General features: G+C 65.9%; 13 protein-coding genes. 8 read left to right on the top strand and 5 right to left on the bottom strand.

The window, feature by feature from the left end; all coding sequences use genetic code 11:
• The first annotated feature begins 18 nt into the window (after positions 1-18).
• The 3 genes from pgl to DFO45_RS02910 all read left to right on the top strand — a co-directional run bounded on the left by pgl (position 19) and on the right by DFO45_RS02910 (position 2,785).
• The gene (gene pgl, locus DFO45_RS02920) at positions 19-744 is read left to right on the top strand and encodes a 6-phosphogluconolactonase (RefSeq protein ID WP_133863671.1); all 726 of its coding nucleotides are present in this window, start codon (positions 19-21) and stop codon (positions 742-744) included.
• A 13-nt stretch (positions 745-757) separates the two neighbouring features.
• Positions 758-2,440, top strand: coding sequence for a glucose-6-phosphate isomerase (gene pgi, locus DFO45_RS02915; protein WP_133863670.1), 1,683 nt, complete (start codon positions 758-760; stop codon positions 2,438-2,440).
• Positions 2,441-2,584: 144 nt separating this feature from the next.
• On the top strand, positions 2,585-2,785 hold the full coding sequence (locus tag DFO45_RS02910) for a hypothetical protein (protein ID WP_043879591.1): 201 nt from the start codon (positions 2,585-2,587) through the stop codon (positions 2,783-2,785).
• A gap of 95 nt (positions 2,786-2,880) precedes the next feature.
• On the opposite strand, the gene oxlT (DFO45_RS02905) is transcribed toward DFO45_RS02910, so the two are convergent.
• From oxlT (DFO45_RS02905) to DFO45_RS02890, 4 genes are all read right to left on the bottom strand, one after another.
• Entirely contained in the window at positions 2,881-4,191 is a 1,311-nt protein-coding gene (gene oxlT / locus DFO45_RS02905) for an oxalate/formate MFS antiporter (protein WP_043879592.1), read from the bottom strand.
• A 467-nt stretch (positions 4,192-4,658) separates the two neighbouring features.
• Positions 4,659-5,960, bottom strand: coding sequence for an oxalate/formate MFS antiporter (oxlT, locus tag DFO45_RS02900; RefSeq protein WP_012172157.1), 1,302 nt, complete (start codon positions 5,958-5,960; stop codon positions 4,659-4,661).
• Positions 5,961-6,139: 179 nt separating this feature from the next.
• Complete coding sequence (gene frc / locus DFO45_RS02895; RefSeq protein WP_133863669.1) at positions 6,140-7,369, bottom strand: formyl-CoA transferase; 1,230 nt, start codon at positions 7,367-7,369, stop codon at positions 6,140-6,142.
• Between the two features lie 200 nt (positions 7,370-7,569).
• Positions 7,570-8,040: a CBS domain-containing protein gene (locus DFO45_RS02890; protein ID WP_012172159.1), complete on the bottom strand. Its 471-nt coding sequence runs from the start codon at positions 8,038-8,040 to the stop codon at positions 7,570-7,572.
• Positions 8,041-8,387: 347 nt separating this feature from the next.
• Here DFO45_RS02890 and DFO45_RS02885 point away from each other — a divergent pair, with 347 nt between their 5' ends.
• Positions 8,388-9,077, top strand: coding sequence for a GntR family transcriptional regulator (locus DFO45_RS02885; protein ID WP_012172160.1), 690 nt, complete (start codon positions 8,388-8,390; stop codon positions 9,075-9,077).
• 101 nt (positions 9,078-9,178) lie between these two features.
• On the opposite strand, the gene carA is transcribed toward DFO45_RS02885, so the two are convergent.
• Positions 9,179-10,384, bottom strand: a complete 1,206-nt coding sequence (gene carA, locus DFO45_RS02880; RefSeq protein WP_133863668.1) for a glutamine-hydrolyzing carbamoyl-phosphate synthase small subunit — start codon at positions 10,382-10,384, stop codon at positions 9,179-9,181.
• 181 nt (positions 10,385-10,565) lie between these two features.
• Here carA and DFO45_RS02875 point away from each other — a divergent pair, with 181 nt between their 5' ends.
• The 4 genes from DFO45_RS02875 to DFO45_RS02860 all read left to right on the top strand — a co-directional run bounded on the left by DFO45_RS02875 (position 10,566) and on the right by DFO45_RS02860 (position 17,183).
• Complete coding sequence (locus tag DFO45_RS02875; protein ID WP_133863667.1) at positions 10,566-11,024, top strand: GatB/YqeY domain-containing protein; 459 nt, start codon at positions 10,566-10,568, stop codon at positions 11,022-11,024.
• A 135-nt stretch (positions 11,025-11,159) separates the two neighbouring features.
• Complete coding sequence (dnaG, locus tag DFO45_RS02870) at positions 11,160-13,091, top strand: DNA primase (protein ID WP_133863666.1); 1,932 nt, start codon at positions 11,160-11,162, stop codon at positions 13,089-13,091.
• A 178-nt stretch (positions 13,092-13,269) separates the two neighbouring features.
• Positions 13,270-15,267, top strand: a complete 1,998-nt coding sequence (gene rpoD / locus DFO45_RS02865; protein ID WP_043879595.1) for an RNA polymerase sigma factor RpoD — start codon at positions 13,270-13,272, stop codon at positions 15,265-15,267.
• Positions 15,268-15,563: 296 nt separating this feature from the next.
• On the top strand, positions 15,564-17,183 hold the full coding sequence (locus DFO45_RS02860) for an ABC transporter substrate-binding protein (protein WP_133863665.1): 1,620 nt from the start codon (positions 15,564-15,566) through the stop codon (positions 17,181-17,183).
• Positions 17,184-17,458: the final 275 nt, after the last annotated feature.

Raw genomic sequence — 17,458 nt, 5'->3', positions numbered from 1 at the left:
CCCGCACTGGAGCCCGCCATGACCGAAACCGCACCGGGCGAGCTGCTGCCCGTCGCCTTCACGGCCTATGAGGATCGCGCGGCGCTCGCCCGCGCCCTCGCAGCCCACGTGGCCGAGGCCCTGCGCCGGCGCCTCGCCAGCGATGGTCGGGCCTCCCTAGCCGTTTCCGGCGGGCGCACGCCCACCCTCTTCTTCGAGACGCTCTCCGGCGCGCCCCTCGACTGGGCAAAGGTCAGCGTGACGCCGGTAGACGAGCGCTGGGTGCCGGAGACTTCGGACCGCTCCAACGCCGCCCTCGTGCGCGCCCATTTGCTGCGAGGCCCGGCCGCCGCTGCCCGGTTCGTGCCGCTCTATACGGGCGCCCCCTCCCCCGAGGAGGGACTCGCCGCTGCCCATGCCGCCGTCGCGACCCTACCCCGCCCCTTCGCGGCCGTGGTGCTGGGCATGGGCGATGATGCCCACACCGCCTCCTTCTTTCCCGGCGCGGACACGCTGGCGGCGGCCATCGATCCACGCACCGATGCCGACCTCATCACCGCCCGCGCGCCGGCAGCGGGCGAGCCGCGCATCACCTTCACCATCGGCCCGCTGATCGGCGCGGACGCCCTGTTCCTGCACATCGAGGGGGCCGGCAAGAAAGCCGTGCTCGATGCGGCGCGGGAACCCGGCGATCCCATGGAGCGTCCGATCCGCGCCATCCTTCTGCACAGCCCACGCCCGCTCGACGTGCTGTGGTGCCCCTGACGGAGATCCTTCGATGACCGACGTGACCACCGAGATCGCGGACCCACAGGCGCGTGCCGAGGCGGTCTCCGCGGCCTGGGAGCGCCTCGCCGCCCTGCGCGCCGCGACGAGCGATACCCCCATCGCCCGGCTTTTTGACGCGCCGAACCGCTTCGAGCATTTCTCTCTCAGCCTCGGCGACCTGCTGCTCGATGCCTCCAAGACCTCGCTGACCGAGGAGGCGTTGGCCGGCCTCTACGCACTCATGCGCGCGGCAGGGGTGGAAGCGCGGCGGGACGCCATGTTCGCCGGCGCCCACATCAACATCACCGAGGATCGCGCCGTGCTGCACACGGCGCTGCGCGACACCACCGCCGCGCCGCTGCTGGTGGACGGGCAGGATGTGAAGCCGGAGATCCGCGAAACGCTCGGCCGTCTCGCCGCATTCGCCGAAGGCGTGCGCAAGGGCACCATCGCCGGGGCGCGCGGGCAGGCCTTCACGGACGTGGTCAATATCGGCATCGGCGGCTCCGACCTCGGCCCGGTGATGGCGACGCTGGCGCTCGCGCCCTATCACGATGGCCCGCGCCTGCACTTCGTCTCGAACGTGGACGGCGCGCACATCCATGACGTGCTGAAGCCGCTCAATCCGGCGACCACGCTCATCATCATCGCCTCCAAGACCTTCACCACCATCGAGACCATGACCAACGCCCGCACCGCGCGGGCCTGGATCGCCGATGCGCAGGGCGAGGCGGCGGTGGGTGCGCATTTCGCCGCCGTCTCCACCGCCCTCGACAAGGTGGCCGCCTTCGGCATCGACACCGCCCGCGCCTTCGGCTTCTGGGATTGGGTGGGCGGGCGCTATTCGGTGTGGTCGGCGGTGGGCCTGCCGCTCATGGTCGCCATCGGCCCGGCCCTGTTCGCGGATTTCCTCGCCGGCGGCGCGGCCATCGACGAGCACTTCCGCAATGCGCCGCTGGAGGAGAACCTGCCGGCCCTACTGGCGGCGGTCGGCCTGTGGCACCGGAACGTGTGCGGCTATCCGACCCGCGCCGTCATTCCGTATGACCAGCGCCTCGCCCGCCTGCCCGCCTATCTCCAGCAGCTCGACATGGAGAGCAACGGCAAGTCGGTGACCCTCGACGGCACGCCGGTGGCGCGACCCACGGGGCCGGTGGTGTGGGGCGAGCCGGGCACCAATTCACAGCACGCCTTCTTCCAGCTCATCCACCAGGGCACAGACATCATTCCGGTGGAGTTCCTGATTGCCGCCCAGGGCCACGAGCCGAAGCTGCGCCACCAGCACGATCTGCTGATCGCCAACTGCCTTGCCCAGTCGGAAGCCCTGCTGCGGGGTCGTTCGCTGGAGGCGGCAACCGCGCAGCTCCGCGCCAAGGGCATGGGTGAGGCGGAGGCGCAACGTATTGCACCGCACCGTGTTTTCTCCGGCAGCCGGCCGTCCCTCACCCTCGCTTATACGCTCCTCGACCCCTTCACCCTAGGTCGCCTGATCGCGCTCTATGAGCACCGCGTCTTCATAGAGGCCGCAGTGTGGGGCATAGACGCCTTCGATCAATGGGGTGTGGAACTCGGCAAGGAGCTGGCGACGGACTTCCTGCCCGCCGTGACAGAAGGCGCCGTGCCCGCCGGCACGTCCGGATCGACGCGCGGCACTCTTTCGCACCTGCGAAATCTTGCCGCTTACGTAAAGTAATTGATATGCGCAAACGCGGGAGCGTTCTGCGTTATTTTGTATACCACGGATCCTGAAACTGGGTCAGTATGTCTTCCGTGAACGACGGCCGCCGACGTGGCGGCCGGCAGACGGTGCGGGAAGGGCCCGCACCTGGAGGCAGACATGACCACGAACGAATCCACCCTCTCGCGTCTCCTTGGCACCCTCGGCGCGATGCTGCGGTCGGCCGTTCCTGTGCAGGCTCCCGCGCTCGCCGGCGCGCCGGCTGCCACGCTGACCGACACCGCCCCGCGCGCCAGCTTCGGCGGCCGCAAGGACGAAGAGCACGAGCCCGCCTGGGCGTCCTTCCCCCGCGCGCTCTGAGACGACGTTTTCCCTTCCACAAATGAAAACGGCCCCCGGACGGACCGGGGACCGCAGTCTCGATGACCGGCGGAGCTCAGCCCCGCCTCTCGTCCTCAGTTGGCGATCTTCGCCTGAACCTTGCCGATCTCTTCCGATTCGATCTTGGCCTGGGCCACGAAGCGGGAGCGCATGGGCTTCAGAACGAACAGCGCCATCAGGGCCGCAATGGCGTTCACCGCCGCGGTGACGAGGAACACCATGTCCCAGTTGCCCATCTGCGCCACGGCGATGCTGGCGAAGGGGACCACCAGCGAGGCCGTGCCCTTGGCCGTGTAGAGCAGGCCGGCATTGGTGGTGGCGAACTTCGAGCCGAAGGTATCGCCGCAGGTGGCCGGGAAGAGCGAGTAGATCTCGCCCCAGGCGAAGAAGACGAGGCCGGTGAGCAGAACGAAGGCCACCGGGTTGGAGCCGAACTTGGCGAGGGCTAGCACGCCGACCGCCTCGAGGGCGAAGGCGATGAACATGGTGTTCTCGCGGCCGATGTTATCCGACACCCAGCCGAAGAACGGGCGGGTGAGGCCGTTCAGCACGCGGTCGATGGACAGCGCGAAGGTCAGCGCCGGCATGGTGATGCCCATGAGGCTCACCGGCACATCGCCGATGTGGAAGTCCTTGGCGATGGAGCCGAGCTGCGCCGTGGCCATCAGGCCGCCGGCGGCCACCAGCACGAACATCAGGTACATGACCCAGAACACCGGAGCCTTGGCCATCTCGCCGGGGCCGTAGTTGCGGCGGCTCTGCACGATCCCCTTGGAGACCGTCTTCGGCAGCTGGCCTTCCTTCGGGCTCTGGAGCAGCAGCGAGAGCAGCAGCACCACGCCACCCTGCAGCAGGCCGAACACGAGGAAGGTCTGCTCATAGCCCGCATTGTGGATCATGTCCGCGATCGGGACGATGGTGATGGCCGAGCCGGCACCGAAGCCCGCGGCGGTAAGGCCGGCGGCGAGACCGCGACGATCCGGGAACCACTTGAGCGCCGCACCCACGCAGGTGCCGTACACCGCGCCGGCGCCGATGCCACCGATGGCCGCGGAGACGTAGAGGAGCGCCAGAGAGCTCGCGACCGAGTTCATGGCCCAGGCCGCGGCGCACAGGATGCCGCCAATGAAGACGACGATGCGGGGACCGAACTTGTCGACGAACCAGCCCTCGATCGGGACCAGCCAGGTCTCAGTGAGCACGAAGATGGTGAACGCCACCTGAATCGCCGGACGACCCCAGTGATACTTGTCGTTGATCGGCTCGACGAAGAGGGTCCAGCCATATTGCAGGTTGGCGATCATCGACATGCAGACCACGCCGATGAGCAGCTGCAGCCAACGCCCTCCGACGGGCCCCTGGCTTGCGGTTTGGACTGACGACATTTCCTTCCCTTCCCACACGTTGGTGTCATCGAAGACTGGTCGATGAAGGCCCGTGACGGTCGCCGTTCTTCTAGGCCGTGCCCGCTTGGCGTCGGGCCGGCTTGCGTACCGTCACTGTGATCCCATGAAGAAGGTTCGTCTTGCATGCTAATTACTGTAATGTAACAGCTACATCCGCTTGATTTATCAATGATTTTCGCCGATCAAGGCGGATTTTGCGGAAGGCGAATTTCACATCTATACGCGGATATAATCGAAACTACATTTCATGAAGGCGATTAGAAAATTCCGCCTGGATATATGTATTTACGAATACGCCAATTTACTCAAAATCTCTCGCCTGCACGAGACTATTGCGTTGCGCAGCGACGGGCAACAGCGCCCGGATCGCGCGCAAAAACAAAAAAAAGGCCCCGGCAAAGCCGGGGCCGCGAGGGGTCGCCCGAGGGCGACAGAGGGCTCTTTGTTCAAGCGCGGACGATACCGTCGCGCTCGCGCAGGGCTTGGGCCGCCGCTTCGTTCTGCCGGTGATGGCGCGCCAGCATCGGACGCAGAACGAAAAGCGCGGCAAAGGCAGCGGTCAGATCCATGGCAGCGACGATGTAAAGAACCGTCGCCCAGCTGCCCGATGCTTCCATGATCAGGTTCGCCACGGGAACAAGCAGAGCCGCGACACCCTTGGCGCAGTAAAGAACGCCGTAGATCTTGCCCACATGCTTGGAACCGAACGTATCGGCCGCGGTTGCACTGAACAGAGAGTAGACTTCACCCCAGGCGAGGAAGACCACGCCGGACAGGATGATGAAGGCCCAGGGATTGTGACCGAACGTGCCGAGGGCGACGATGCCGATGCCTTCCATGGCGAAAGCAAAGAACATGGTCTTCTCACGGCCGATATGGTCCGAGATCCAGCCGAACAGCGGACGCGAAATACCGTTGAGGATACGGTCCAGCATCAGCGCGAACGGCAGGGCGGCCATGGCGAAGAAGTAGAGGTTCACTTCCACCTTCTTCACACCGAGATCTTCCGCGATGACGCCGAGCTGCGCCACAGCCATCAGACCGCCGGTAACGGTGCAGATGAACATGCCAAGCATGACGTAGAAGACCGGAGTGCGCAGCGCTTCGCCGAGCGTGTAGTCACGCCGGGACTGGGCGACGCTCGCCGAATACACCACTTCACCGGAGCCCGGCTGCCGCAGGAAGCCCGCCGCGAGAAGGATGATGGCGCCCTGGATGAGGCCGAACAGGAAGAAGGTGTCCTGATAGCCGGAGGTCTTGAGCATGTTGGCGATCGGCATGATCGTCAGGACCGTGCCCGAGCCGTAGCCCGCCGCGGTGAGACCGACCGCAAGACCGCGCTTGTCCGGGAACCACTTCAGCGCGCTGTTGACGCAGGTGGCATACACGCAGCCGACGCCGATGCCGCCGATGACCGCGCCCACGTAGAAGCCCGTCAGCGTGGTGGCATAGGAGTTGACGATCCAGGACAGGCCGGTGAAGAGACCACCCACGAACACCACGGCGCGCGGGCCGTACTTGTCGATGAAGTAGCCCTCGATCGGCGTCAGCCAAGTCTGCACCACCACGAAGATGGTGAAGGCCACCTGAATGGACGCGCGCGTCCAGCCATGGGCGTTCTGGATCTCCGGAACGAAGAGTGTCCAAGAATATTGAATGTTGGCAGCCGCGACCATGCAGACGATGCCGGCCACCAACTGCAGCCAGCGCGTAGACGGCGCGGGGCTGCTCCCAGCTTGAGCGACCATGTTTCCTACCCCTGATGAAGATGATTTTTCTTCTATTGATATGAGGACCGCCCGACCCTCTGTCCCTCTTTGGGCGGCTGTTGCGAACGCGTAGAACTTGTCCTTTCCTGATCACGCAGATGCCGGACGGGCTCTTTCTGGCCCGGCCGGATCCGGCTCCTTCTTTCGATCCCGACGATTCACGCGGCCCCGGAGGCCCGCATGTTGGCGATATCGTCGGCACCGAAACCGATCCAGGCGAGCACCTGTTCGGTGTGCTCGCCAAGCAGGGGCGCCCTTTCCACCTCTACCGGACTGTCCGAGAGCTGGATGGGCGAAGCAACGGTCACGTAATTGCCCCGCTCGGGATGGGGCACTTCCACGAGGAAGCCGCGCTCGTAGAGGCTGCGGTCCTCGATGATGTCCTTGGTGGAGAGGATGGGGCCGCACGGCACGTCAATGGCCGAGAGCGCCTTCATCACCTCGAACTTGGTGCGCTTGCGCGTCCAGGCCTCGATCACCTCGAAGCAGGCGTCCAGCCGCTCCGCCCGCGCCTCGTGGGAGGCGAAGCGGGCATCCTCGATCAGGTCCTTGCGGCCGATGAGGCGCATGAGCGGCGCCCAGCCCTGCGGCTGGATGATGACGTAGCAATAGTCGTTCTCGCCGCCCGGAGCGCAGCGCAGGGCCGCACCCGGCTGGCCGCCGCCGGAAGCATTGCCGGCCCGCGGCACCGAATCCCCGCGCGGCGCGCCGGGATATTCGGTCAGCGGCCCGGAGGCGAGGCGCTGCTGGTCCCGCAGCTTCACCCGCAGCATGTTCATCACGCAGTCCTGCATGGCCACGTCCACCCGCTGGCCGCGGCCGGTGACCGTGCGCTGGTAGAGGGCCGCAAGGATGCCCGCCACGCAGTGGATGCCGGTGCCCGTGTCGCCCACCTGGGCGCTGGAGGCGGTGGGCGGGCCGGACTGCCATCCGGTGGTGCTCATGGCCCCGCCCATCGCCTGGGCGATGGTCTCATAGGCCTTGGCATCCTGATCGTCCGTGCCGGCGAAGCCCTTGATCGAGGCGTAGACGATCCGGGGATTGATGGCGCTGATGCGTTCGTAGGAGAAGCCCTGCCGCTCGAGCACGCCGGGGCCGAAATTCTCCACGAGCACGTCGCAGCGCTCGATGAGGCGCGTCAGGGCGTCCTGGCCCTGCTGCGACTTGATGTTCAGCGTGACGCTGCGCTTGTTGCCGTTCAGCATCGCGAAATACAGGCTGTCGACGTTGGAGCGGTCGCGCAGCTGGCTCCGGGTAATATCGCCCCGGCGCGGCATCTCGATCTTGATGACGTCCGCGCCCATCCAAGCGAGCATCTGCGTCGCGGACGGTCCGGACTGAACGTGCGTCATATCGAGAATCCGCACGCCTTCGAGCGCCTTGGCCATGCCTTCTAACCCCTGGATCCTGCCCTCTTTTTTCCGATGCCGGTCTTCCGCCGACCCTGGAAACCGCCCGCCCAAGCCGCGGGTTGAAGCTCGTTGGCTCCGCTATTGTATCCCGTATACCAAGTACATTTGAGCGTACCATTCATCCCGAACGGCTGCAAATGTTTTGCAGCCGTTTTCTTGCTGCAACTGCGCGAGAACTACCGCAATGCAGCAAGAGCGACATTCATGCCGCTGTGGGCCTGTTCAGCGAAAGTCGCGACCTCGGATTCATGCAAGTAATGGCGCATGAGATCGGTGGCGCTGATCACGCCCACGAGCGCATGCTCCTGCATCACCGGCAGGTGGCGCACCTGATGTTCGTCCATGAGCCGCAGGACGGTGACGATGCTGTCCGTCAGCGCGCAGGAGATGACCTGACGCTTCAGGAAGGCGCCGACCGTCAGGCTCGGCGTGTTTGCGCCATGCTCCACCAGGGCGCGGGTGACGTCGCGCTCGGAGAACACGCCCACCACCGTATTGCCCTCGGTCCGGCACACGTCCTTCACCACCACGGAGGAGACGTTCTCCCGCCGCATGATCATCGCCGCCGTGGCGATGGTCTCGTTCATCCGCACCGTCACGATGCGGGTGTCGCGCTTCTCGCGCAGAATATCGTCGACCGAGATCATGGCAGTCCTCATTCAGCTGGAACGCCGCGGAAGCCCGCGGAGGAAGCGCAGCGCCTGAGGCAGGCCGCGTCGGAGGATGGCACCTCCTTCATTGGAACCATGCTGGTATGCAGAATACGTGATGTCAATAAGCAGTGCCGCAGCCCGAACGGGACTTTTACGCTGCACTGCAACCGGATGTTCTGGAATTTTGTCGGCCAGAGCTTGCTTGCTCTCGCCGCCCAGAGATGACACAGAGTATGTTGTATGCGAAAAGCCGGAAGCGCCGCGCCGCCCGATCCTTCGGGCCTGCGCACCGGCCCGATCATACGCAACGGCTTGCAACGGCTGGGTCAGGCAAGGGCGAGATGACTTACCAGGATATCAACGTGAAGCCGATCGAGACCGAATCGAGCTTCCGGATGAAAGCCTATAAGGCACTCAAGGCTGCCATCATGGAGATGGACATCTACAGCCATGAGGAAGAGATCCGGCTGGAGGAGCGACAGCTCTCCGAGAAGCTCGGCGTCTCCCGCACCCCGATCCGCGAGGCCATGACGCTTCTGGAGCAGGAAGGCTTCGTGCGCTCGGTGCCGCGTCGGGGCATCTTCGTGGTGCGCAAGACCAAGCGCGAAGTGCTGGAGATGATCACCGTCTGGGCGGCGCTCGAGAGCATGGCCGCCCGCCTCGCCTGCCAGCGCGCCACGGACGCCGACATCAAGCTGCTGCGCGAGAACATCCGCGCCTTCGCCGACCGCGATCCGGAGGCGTTCGTCTCGGAATATTCGGAGGCCAATCTCGCCTTCCACCGCCTCATCATCCGGCTTTCGGGCAGCGAACTCCTGGTGGAGACGACGGACAACCTGTTCCCGCACATGCGCGGCGTGCGCAAGGTGACCATCGGGCAGGATCACCGCGCCCAGCGCTCCATCATCGACCACACGAAGATCGTCGAGGCCATCGAGAAGCGCGATGCCGACCTCGCCGAACGCCTCGTGCGCGAGCACACGCTCGGCCTTGCCAAGCACGTGGAAGCCCACGGCGACTTCCTCGACTGAGACCAGCCGCCCTAGCGGGCAACCTGCAGAGTGAGGCCCCAAAAGAAAAGCGCCCGGACCGTCTGGCCGGGCGCTTTCTTATGTTCGGACCTTCGGATGCCTCAGGCGGCCGCCTTGTGCTTGGCCATCAGCTCCACGAAACGCGTGAAGAGATAGTGGCTGTCGCGCGGGCCGGGGCTCGCCTCGGGGTGATACTGCACCGAGAACACCGGCTTGTCGGCCAGCGCGATGCCGGCGTTGGAGCCGTCGAACAGGGACACATGGGTCTCCTGCGCATTGGCCGGCAGGCTGTCGCGATCCACGGCAAAGCCGTGGTTCATGGACGTGATCTCCACCTTGCCGGTGGTCAGATCCTTCACCGGATGGTTCGCGCCATGGTGGCCCTGATGCATCTTCAGGGTGCGGCCACCGACCGCGAGGCCGATCATCTGGTGGCCGAGGCAGATGCCGAAGGTGGGGATCTCCTTGGCGATCAGCTCGCGGATCACCGGCACCGCATATTCGCCTGTCGCCGCCGGATCACCGGGGCCGTTGGACAGGAACACGCCGTCCGGCTGGAGCGCCAGAACGTCCGCCGCCGAGGTGGTGGCGGGGACCACGGTCACCTTGCAGCCTGCGGTGGCGAGCAGGCGCAGGATGTTGCGCTTCACGCCATAGTCAATGGCGACCACGTGATACTTGGGCGCGCCCTGGTGGCCATAGCCGCCATTCCACTGCCACTCGGTCTCGTCCCAGTTGAAGCGCTGGACCGAGGTGACGCCCGGCACGAGGTCCATGCCGACGAGGCCCGGCCATTCCTTGGCCTTGGCCTTGAGCGCCTCGATGTCGAACACGCCGGCCGGATTGTGGGCGAGCACCGCGTTCGGCATGCCGCCTTCGCGGATGAGGGCGGTGAGCGCCCGGGTGTCGATGCCGCTGATGGCGGGAATGTCCCGCGCCTTCAGCCAGGCGTCGAGATGGCGGGTGGCCCGGTAGTTGGATGGATCGGTCACCGATCCGCGCACCACGACCCCGCGCACGCCGGACACGGCGGCGGCGGACACCGTCTCGATGTCCTCCTCGTTCGTGCCCACATTGCCGATGTGCGGGAAGGTGAAGGTGATGATCTGACCGGCATAGGAGGGATCGGTGAGAATCTCCTCATAGCCGGTGATGGCGGTGTTGAAGCACACCTCCCCCACGCCCTCGGTGGCCGCGCCGAAGCCGAAGCCTTCCAGCACGGTGCCATCAGCGAGAACCAGAAGGGCGGTCGGCTTCGGTTCGGTCCAGCCCTCGGCGGAGCCGGGTGCGTCTTGTTCCTGCGTCATGGATCGCCTAGATAAGGGACTGCGCGCGGCGTTGCCAGCCATGCGCGCGAATTTGTGCGCCGAATGCCCGGCTACCTGAGGATGCCGCTGGTGACAAGGGCCGCGCTCATACCCCTGATCTGCGCCCAGAGCGGAGCCGGGCACCGGCACCGGCGCGGATGCTGTTATTCAAGAGGACGCCGTGCTGCGTGACGAGATCAATACAGCCCTCAAAGAGGCGCTGAAAGCCCAGGACAAGTGCCGCGTGTCCACGCTGCGGCTGATCAATGCCGCCGTGAAGGACCGCGATATCGACGCCCGGGGCCTGGGCAAGGACCCGCTCTCCGACGACGACCTGCGCGCCCTGCTCGCCAAGATGGTGAAGCAGCGCGAGGAGAGCGCGAAGATCTATGAGGAGAACGGACGGCCGGAGCTTGCCGCGCAGGAGCGCGACGAGATCAAGGTCATCCAGGACTTCATGCCCAAGCAGCTCTCGGAGGAAGAGACCCGCGCGGCCATCGCCGCCGTGGTCGCGGAGATCGAGGCCAAGGGCATCAAGGACATGGGCCGCGTTATGGGCGTGCTGAAGGAGCGCCACGCCGGCGCCATCGACTTCGGCAAGGCCTCCGCCTGGGTGAAGGACGCCTTGACGGCGGCGTAACCCCATCGGTGAATAATGGGGATAGCGGGCATTGGCGCCTCGGCTGGACTGGCCGGGGCGCACGCGTTTCCCGCCCGCGTCTAGAGTTTCCGGCTGAGCTTTCCCGCAGCCGTTTGTGGACCTGAGACAGCCGGCATGCGCTTCCCGCCCTCCTTCCTCGACGAAATCCGAACCCGGCTGCCGGTTTCGGAAGTGGTGGGGCGACGGGTCAAGCTGAAGAAGCAGGGCCGCGAGTTCGCCGGCCTCTCCCCCTTCAATGCGGAGAAGACGCCCTCCTTCTTCGTCAATGACCAAAAGGGCTTCTACCACTGCTTCTCCTCGGGCAAGCACGGCGACGTGTTCGACTTCCTGATGGAGACCGAAGGCCTCCCCTTCGGCGAAGCGGTGGAACGGCTCGCCTCCATGGCCGGCCTGCCGCTGCCGGACGTGACGCCGGAGGCGGCCGCCAAGGAGGCCCGCCGCCGCACGCTGCATGAGGTGATGGAGATGGCCGCCGCCTTCTTCGAGGCCGAGCTTCAGGCACGGGCCGGCGCCAAGGCACGGGGCTATCTCTCCGATCGCGGGCTCGGCCCCTCCACGCAGAAGCGCTTCCGCCTCGGCTACGCGCCGGGCGACCGCTTCGCGCTCAAGGAGGCGCTCGGCAAGGCCGGCGTCCCCGTCTCCGACATGGTCGAGACCGGCCTACTGATCTCCGGCGACGACATTCCCGTCCCTTACGACCGCTTCCGCGACCGCGTGATGTTCCCCATCACCGATCTGAAGGGCCGCGTCGTGGCCTTCGGGGGCCGGGCGCTGGAGAAGGACGTTCCGGCCAAATACCTGAACTCGCCGGAGACGCCGCTCTTCCACAAGGGCTCGCTGCTCTACAACGCTTATTCCGCCCGTGCCGCCGTCCAGAAGGGCGCGCCCGTCATCGCGGTGGAAGGCTATGTGGACGTGATCGCGCTGGTGGAGGCGGGCTTCGAGGGCGCCGTCGCCCCGCTCGGCACCGCCCTTACCGAGGAGCAGCTCCAGTTGCTCTGGCGGATGGCGGACGAGCCCGTGCTGCTGTTCGACGGCGACAAGGCCGGCCGCCGCGCCGCCTTCCGCGCGGTGGGGCTTGCCTTGCCCCACATCAAGCCGGGCAAGAGCCTCTCCTTTGGCGCGCTGCCGGACGGGCAGGACCCGGACGACCTCATCCGTGCCAGCGGACGCGAGGCCATGGAAGGCGTGCTGGCGCAGGCGCAGCCGCTCTCCGCCATGCTGTGGGCGCGGGAGACCGAGGGCAGCAACCTCGAGACGCCGGAGCGCCGGGCGGCGCTGGAAGCGCGCATCGGCGAGGCCGTGGCCGCCATTCAGGACGAGAACGTCCGCCGCCATTACAAGCAGGATCTGCAGGATCGCCTGCGCCGCCTGCTCTCCCCCGGCAGCGAGAACCGCCCGCGCCGATTCGAGGGCGGCTGGAGCGCTGCGCCCGGTCGTTCGGGCAATTTCCGGCCCCAGAACGGCCGTTTCATGCGCGAGCCGCCGCTGGTGCCAGGCACGGAGTTGGCACGATCTGCGGTGGTGCGGGGGCCGCTCGCCAGCCTGCCGCGCAATGAGGCGCTGCTGCTCTTCTGCCTCATCAACCATCCCTGGCTGATGGACGAATATGCCGAGGAGGTCGCCGGCCTGCCCTTTGCCAACAAGGACGCGGACCGGCTCCGGCGCGCGCTTCTGGAGGCGCATCTGGAAGGCGCCCATGAGGGCGAGGCGCTCACCGAACACCTGACGCGCGAGGATCTCGACGCCCTCGCGCAACGCGTGCGAGCCTTCGCCAATCCGAAGATGGACTGGCCGGCCTATCCCGACACCGCTCCGGAGGACGCAAGGCTCTGGTGGTTGCAGCGCGCGGCCTTGCATCAAAAGGCTTACGCGCTATCTAAGGAACTGAGGGAAGCTGAACGTTCCCTGGGCTCCGATCCGAGCGAGGCGAACTTCGCGTGGCTGCGCGATGTGCGCGAGCGCCTTTCGGCAGCCGAGGGAACGGAGGCCCTGGTGGAAGGTTTCGGCGCCTCGTCCGGCCGCGGATCGCACAAATCCGTCTAGCCGCTCTGCGCTTTTTGAAGGGCCAAGGGGGCCTGCCGCCTCTTTTTGGGGTTGGAGCGGCCTTCAGGCTGGTTTAACGGGATCGCCATAGGGTGGCCCGCGTTTGAATTGGGATGAGCGGTGGCGCGCAGGCGGCACACCGCTTTCGCCGCCGCGCGGCGATGTGCAGGAGATGTCCATGGCGAAGCAGGCCACCGAGACGACCGAAGCTCCGGAGAAGGAGGTCGACGCCCCCGACGGGCCGTTGCTCGACCTCTCGGACGCGGCTGTCCGGAAGATGATCAAGTCTGCCAAGCGCCGCGGCTATGTGACCTACGAGCAGCTCAATGAAGTGATGCCCTCCGAGGAGGTGACCTCCGAGCAGATCGAGGACACCCTCGCCATGCTCAACGACATGGGCATCAACGTCATCGAGGCTGAAGAGGCGGAAGCCGAGGAAGCGAGCGAGGAAGGCGAGACCGCCGACGAGCCGGAAGAGGTGGACAGCGGCGAACTCGCCGAGCAGTCCCCGCGCGCCGTCGTCCGCTCCGAGACCAAGTCCGAGCCGGGCGAGCGCACGGACGATCCGGTGCGCATGTACCTGCGCGAGATGGGCAGCGTCGAGTTGCTCTCCCGCGAGGGCGAAATCGCCATCGCCAAGCGCATCGAGGCTGGCCGCGAGGCCATGATCGCCGGCCTGTGCGAAAGCCCCCTCACCTTCCAGGCCATCATCATCTGGCGCGACGAGCTCACCGAAGGCCGCGTCCTGCTGCGCGACATCATCGACCTTGAAGCCACCTATGCCGGCCCCGAGGGCAAGGCGGGTCCGGTGATCGAGGGCGAGACGGCGCTCGCGCCCGAAGCCGGCGAGGACGGCCTCCTCAACGACAGCGCCGCTCCGGGCGATGACGAAGACGACATGGAGAATTCCCTGTCACTCGCCGCCATGGAGACGGAGATCAAACCGAAGGTGCTGGAGACCTTCGAGCGCATCGCCGACAACTACAAGAAGCTGCGCCGCCTCCAGGACCAGAATGTCGAATCGAAGCTGAAGAACGAGACCCTCTCGCCGGCGCAGGAGCGCAAGGCGAAGAAGCTCAAGGAAGACCTCGTTCTCGACATGAAGTCGCTGTCGCTCAACCAGGCGCGCATCGATTCGCTGGTCGAGCAGCTCTATGAGATCAACAAGCGCCTCGTGAGCCTCGAGGGCCGCCTGCTCCGCCTCGCGGAGAGCTATGGCGTCGCCCGCGACGACTTCCTGCGCCAGTACCAGGGCTATGAGCTCGACCCGAAGTGGCTGCTGCGGGTCTCCAAGCTCGGCTCGAAGGGCTGGAAGGAATTCGTCGCCCACGAGAAGGACGGCATCCACACCCTGCGCGGCGACATCCACGCCCTCGCCACCGAGACGGCGCTGGAGATCGCGGAATTCCGCAAGATCGTGCAGATGGTGCAGAAGGGCGAGAAGGAAGCCCGCCAGGCCAAGAAGGAGATGGTGGAGGCGAACCTGCGCCTCGTGATCTCCATCGCCAAGAAGTACACGAACCGCGGCCTTCAGTTCCTGGACCTCATCCAGGAGGGCAACATCGGCCTCATGAAGGCGGTCGACAAGTTCGAGTACCGGCGCGGCTACAAGTTCTCGACCTATGCCACGTGGTGGATCCGGCAGGCCATCACCCGCTCCATCGCCGATCAGGCCCGCACCATCCGCATCCCGGTGCACATGATCGAGACGATCAACAAGATCGTCCGCACCTCGCGCCAGATGCTGCACGAGATCGGACGCGAGCCGACCCCGGAAGAGCTGGCTGAGAAGCTCGGCATGCCGCTGGAGAAGGTCCGCAAGGTCCTGAAGATCGCCAAGGAGCCCATCTCCCTCGAAACGCCCATCGGCGACGAGGAAGATTCGCACCTCGGCGACTTCATCGAGGACAAGAATGCGGTGCTGCCCATCGACGCCGCGATCCAGTCCAACTTGCGCGAGACCACGACCCGCGTGCTGGCCTCGCTCACGCCCCGCGAGGAGCGCGTGCTGCGCATGCGTTTCGGCATCGGCATGAACACGGACCACACCCTTGAGGAAGTGGGCCAGCAGTTCTCCGTGACCCGCGAGCGTATCCGCCAGATCGAAGCCAAGGCGCTGCGCAAGCTCAAGCACCCCTCGCGCTCGCGCAAGCTGCGCAGCTTCCTCGACAACTGAGGCAGCCGCCCGCCCATCGAACCCGAAGGCCCGTCGCACCCCGCGACGGGCCTTTTTCGTTGCGGAGCAACAACAGTTCCGCGCCAGCCTGTGGGCGCAGCATGGCGGTATGAACGATCGCCCCGCGCCCTTTCCGCAAGCCGGCCTGATCTGCGCCACGCTGATCGCCGCCTGCGCGGCCGTCATCTACGCGATGCTCAGCCTCTGAGGGGCTGGCCAGCCCTCCGAGCGGCAGGCACAAGCCTTGCTTACCTCTGCGGCAACGGCACGAAACCGTGCCGCCGAGGAGGAACAGGATGCCGTTTGAACTGCCGCTCGACCGCCGCACGCTGCTGAAGGGTTCGGGAACTTTGGGCCTGTCGCTGCTTCTGGGCGGCACCGCTTCCGCGCAGGCCCGGAACGAGACCCTGCTGGTGGTGCAGGAGCTTGGCCCCAACAGCCTCGACATGCATGGCGTCGGCTCCAACCAGACCGTCAACGGCCTTTCCTGGAACACGTACGACCGCCTGCTCACCTATGCCCCCAAGACGCTGCCCGACGGCACGCTCTCCTATGACCGGGCGACGCTGGCGCCGGAGCTGGCGGAGCGCTGGGAAGAGGCGGCGGACGGCATGTCCTGCACCTTCCACCTGCGCAAGGACGCCGTCTTCCATGACGGCACGCCCGTCACGGCCAAGGACGTGAAGTGGTCCTTTGACCGGGCAGTGAGCGTCGGCGGCTTCCCCACCTTCCAGATGTCGGCGGGCTCGCTGGAGAAGAAGGAGCAGTTCGTGGTCGTGGACGACCACACCTTCCGCATCGACTATCTGCGCAAGGACAAGATGCTGCTGTTCAACGTGGCGGTGGTGGTGCCCTTCGTCATCAACTCCGCCCTCGCCCAGAAAAACGCCACGGCGGACGATCCGTGGGCAATGAACTGGCTGAAGACGAACACGGCCGGCGGCGGCGCCTACAAGGTGGAGAGCTGGAAGCCGGGCTCGGAGACGATCCTCACCCGCTTCGACGGCTGGAAGAACGGCAAGCTCCCCTCCATCCGCCGCATCATCATCCGCGACGTGCCCTCCGCCGGCACCCGCCGGGCCATGCTGGAGCGGGGGGACGCGGACCTCTCCGCCGGCTTCCCGCCCAAGGATTTCGAGCAGCTCATCAAGGAGGCCAAGGTGAAGGTGGTCGGCGTGCCGATCCCCAACTGCCTCTGGTACATCGCCCTCAACACGTCGAAGCCGCCCTTCGACAACGTGAAGCTGCGCCAGGCCATCGCCTGGGCGATGCCCTACCAGCAGATCCAGGACAACGCCTTCTTCGGCCGCGCCATTCCCATGTATGGCGCCAAGAGCGCGACGCCCGCCGAGTCGGTGTGGCCGCAGCCCTTCCCCTATGCCACCGACCTTGAGAAGGCGAAGGCGCTGATGGTGGAGGCGGGCTTCCCGAACGGGCTGGAAACGACGCTCTCGCTGGACGTGGGCACCGCGACTGTGGGCGAGCCCACGGCCCTGCTCATTCAGGAAAACCTCGCCAAAATCGGCATCAAGGCCGCGGTGGAGAAGATCCCCGGCGCCAACTGGCGCACGACGCTGAACAAGAAGGAGCTCCCCATGGTGCTCAACAGGTTCAGCGGCTGGCTGGATTATCCGGAATACTATTTCTACTGGAACCTGCACGGCAACAATTCGATCTTCAACATCTCCGCCTACAAGAATGCGGAGATGGACAAGCTGATCGACAAGGCCCGCTTCAGCGCCGACAAGGCGGAATACGCCGAGACGGTGAAGCAGTTCATCGCCATGTGCATGGCCGAGGTGCCCATCGTGCCCCTCAACCAGCCCATGCATGACGTCGCCATGCAGAAGAGCGTCTCGGGCTACGAATTCTGGTTCCACCGTGAGCCGGACTATCGCCAGTTCACCAAGGGCTGACGGCTGGCGGCGGAGGCGGCGTTTGGGGCTCGCGGGCTCCCAGGGCCCCCTCAGCGGTCGGCGTCGCGCCCGGCCGCGCGCCCTCCCAACCCTCCCCCGCAAGCGGGAGAGGGCTTTTCCCGCCTTTTTGGGGGGGCGCCCACCTGCGTTCAACGCCTCCTGATGGCGCACGGTCTCAAGCTCCACACAACAGGTCCCCTCTCCCGCCTGCGGGGGAGGGATAGGGAGGGGGATCGGGGGAGGGATAGAGAGGGGGATAGCCGGGGAATGTCAGC

The organism is Azorhizobium sp. AG788, from assembly GCF_004364705.1.
GTDB lineage: Bacteria > Pseudomonadota > Alphaproteobacteria > Rhizobiales > Xanthobacteraceae > Azorhizobium > Azorhizobium caulinodans.
Note: the sequence above shows the minus strand (reverse complement) of the source record. Positions and strands in the feature narration are given on the sequence as shown.

Bases quoted from the DNA above. Each gene is read 5' to 3' on its own strand.
- rpoD (WP_043879595.1), top strand. From the start codon at position 13,270: ATGGCGAAGCAGGCCACCGAGACGACCGAAGCTCCGGAGAAGGAGGTC.
- DFO45_RS02890 (WP_012172159.1), bottom strand. From the start codon at position 8,040: ATGATCTCGGTCGACGATATTCTGCGCGAGAAGCGCGACACCCGCATC.
- pgl (WP_133863671.1), top strand. From the start codon at position 19: ATGACCGAAACCGCACCGGGCGAGCTGCTGCCCGTCGCCTTCACGGCC.
- carA (WP_133863668.1), bottom strand. From the start codon at position 10,384: ATGACGCAGGAACAAGACGCACCCGGCTCCGCCGAGGGCTGGACCGAA.
- oxlT (WP_043879592.1), bottom strand. From the start codon at position 4,191: ATGTCGTCAGTCCAAACCGCAAGCCAGGGGCCCGTCGGAGGGCGTTGG.
- oxlT (WP_012172157.1), bottom strand. From the start codon at position 5,960: ATGGTCGCTCAAGCTGGGAGCAGCCCCGCGCCGTCTACGCGCTGGCTG.
- DFO45_RS02910 (WP_043879591.1), top strand. From the start codon at position 2,585: ATGACCACGAACGAATCCACCCTCTCGCGTCTCCTTGGCACCCTCGGC.
- DFO45_RS02885 (WP_012172160.1), top strand. From the start codon at position 8,388: ATGACTTACCAGGATATCAACGTGAAGCCGATCGAGACCGAATCGAGC.
- pgi (WP_133863670.1), top strand. From the start codon at position 758: ATGACCGACGTGACCACCGAGATCGCGGACCCACAGGCGCGTGCCGAG.
- DFO45_RS02860 (WP_133863665.1), top strand. From the start codon at position 15,564: ATGCCGTTTGAACTGCCGCTCGACCGCCGCACGCTGCTGAAGGGTTCG.
- frc (WP_133863669.1), bottom strand. From the start codon at position 7,369: ATGGCCAAGGCGCTCGAAGGCGTGCGGATTCTCGATATGACGCACGTT.
- dnaG (WP_133863666.1), top strand. From the start codon at position 11,160: ATGCGCTTCCCGCCCTCCTTCCTCGACGAAATCCGAACCCGGCTGCCG.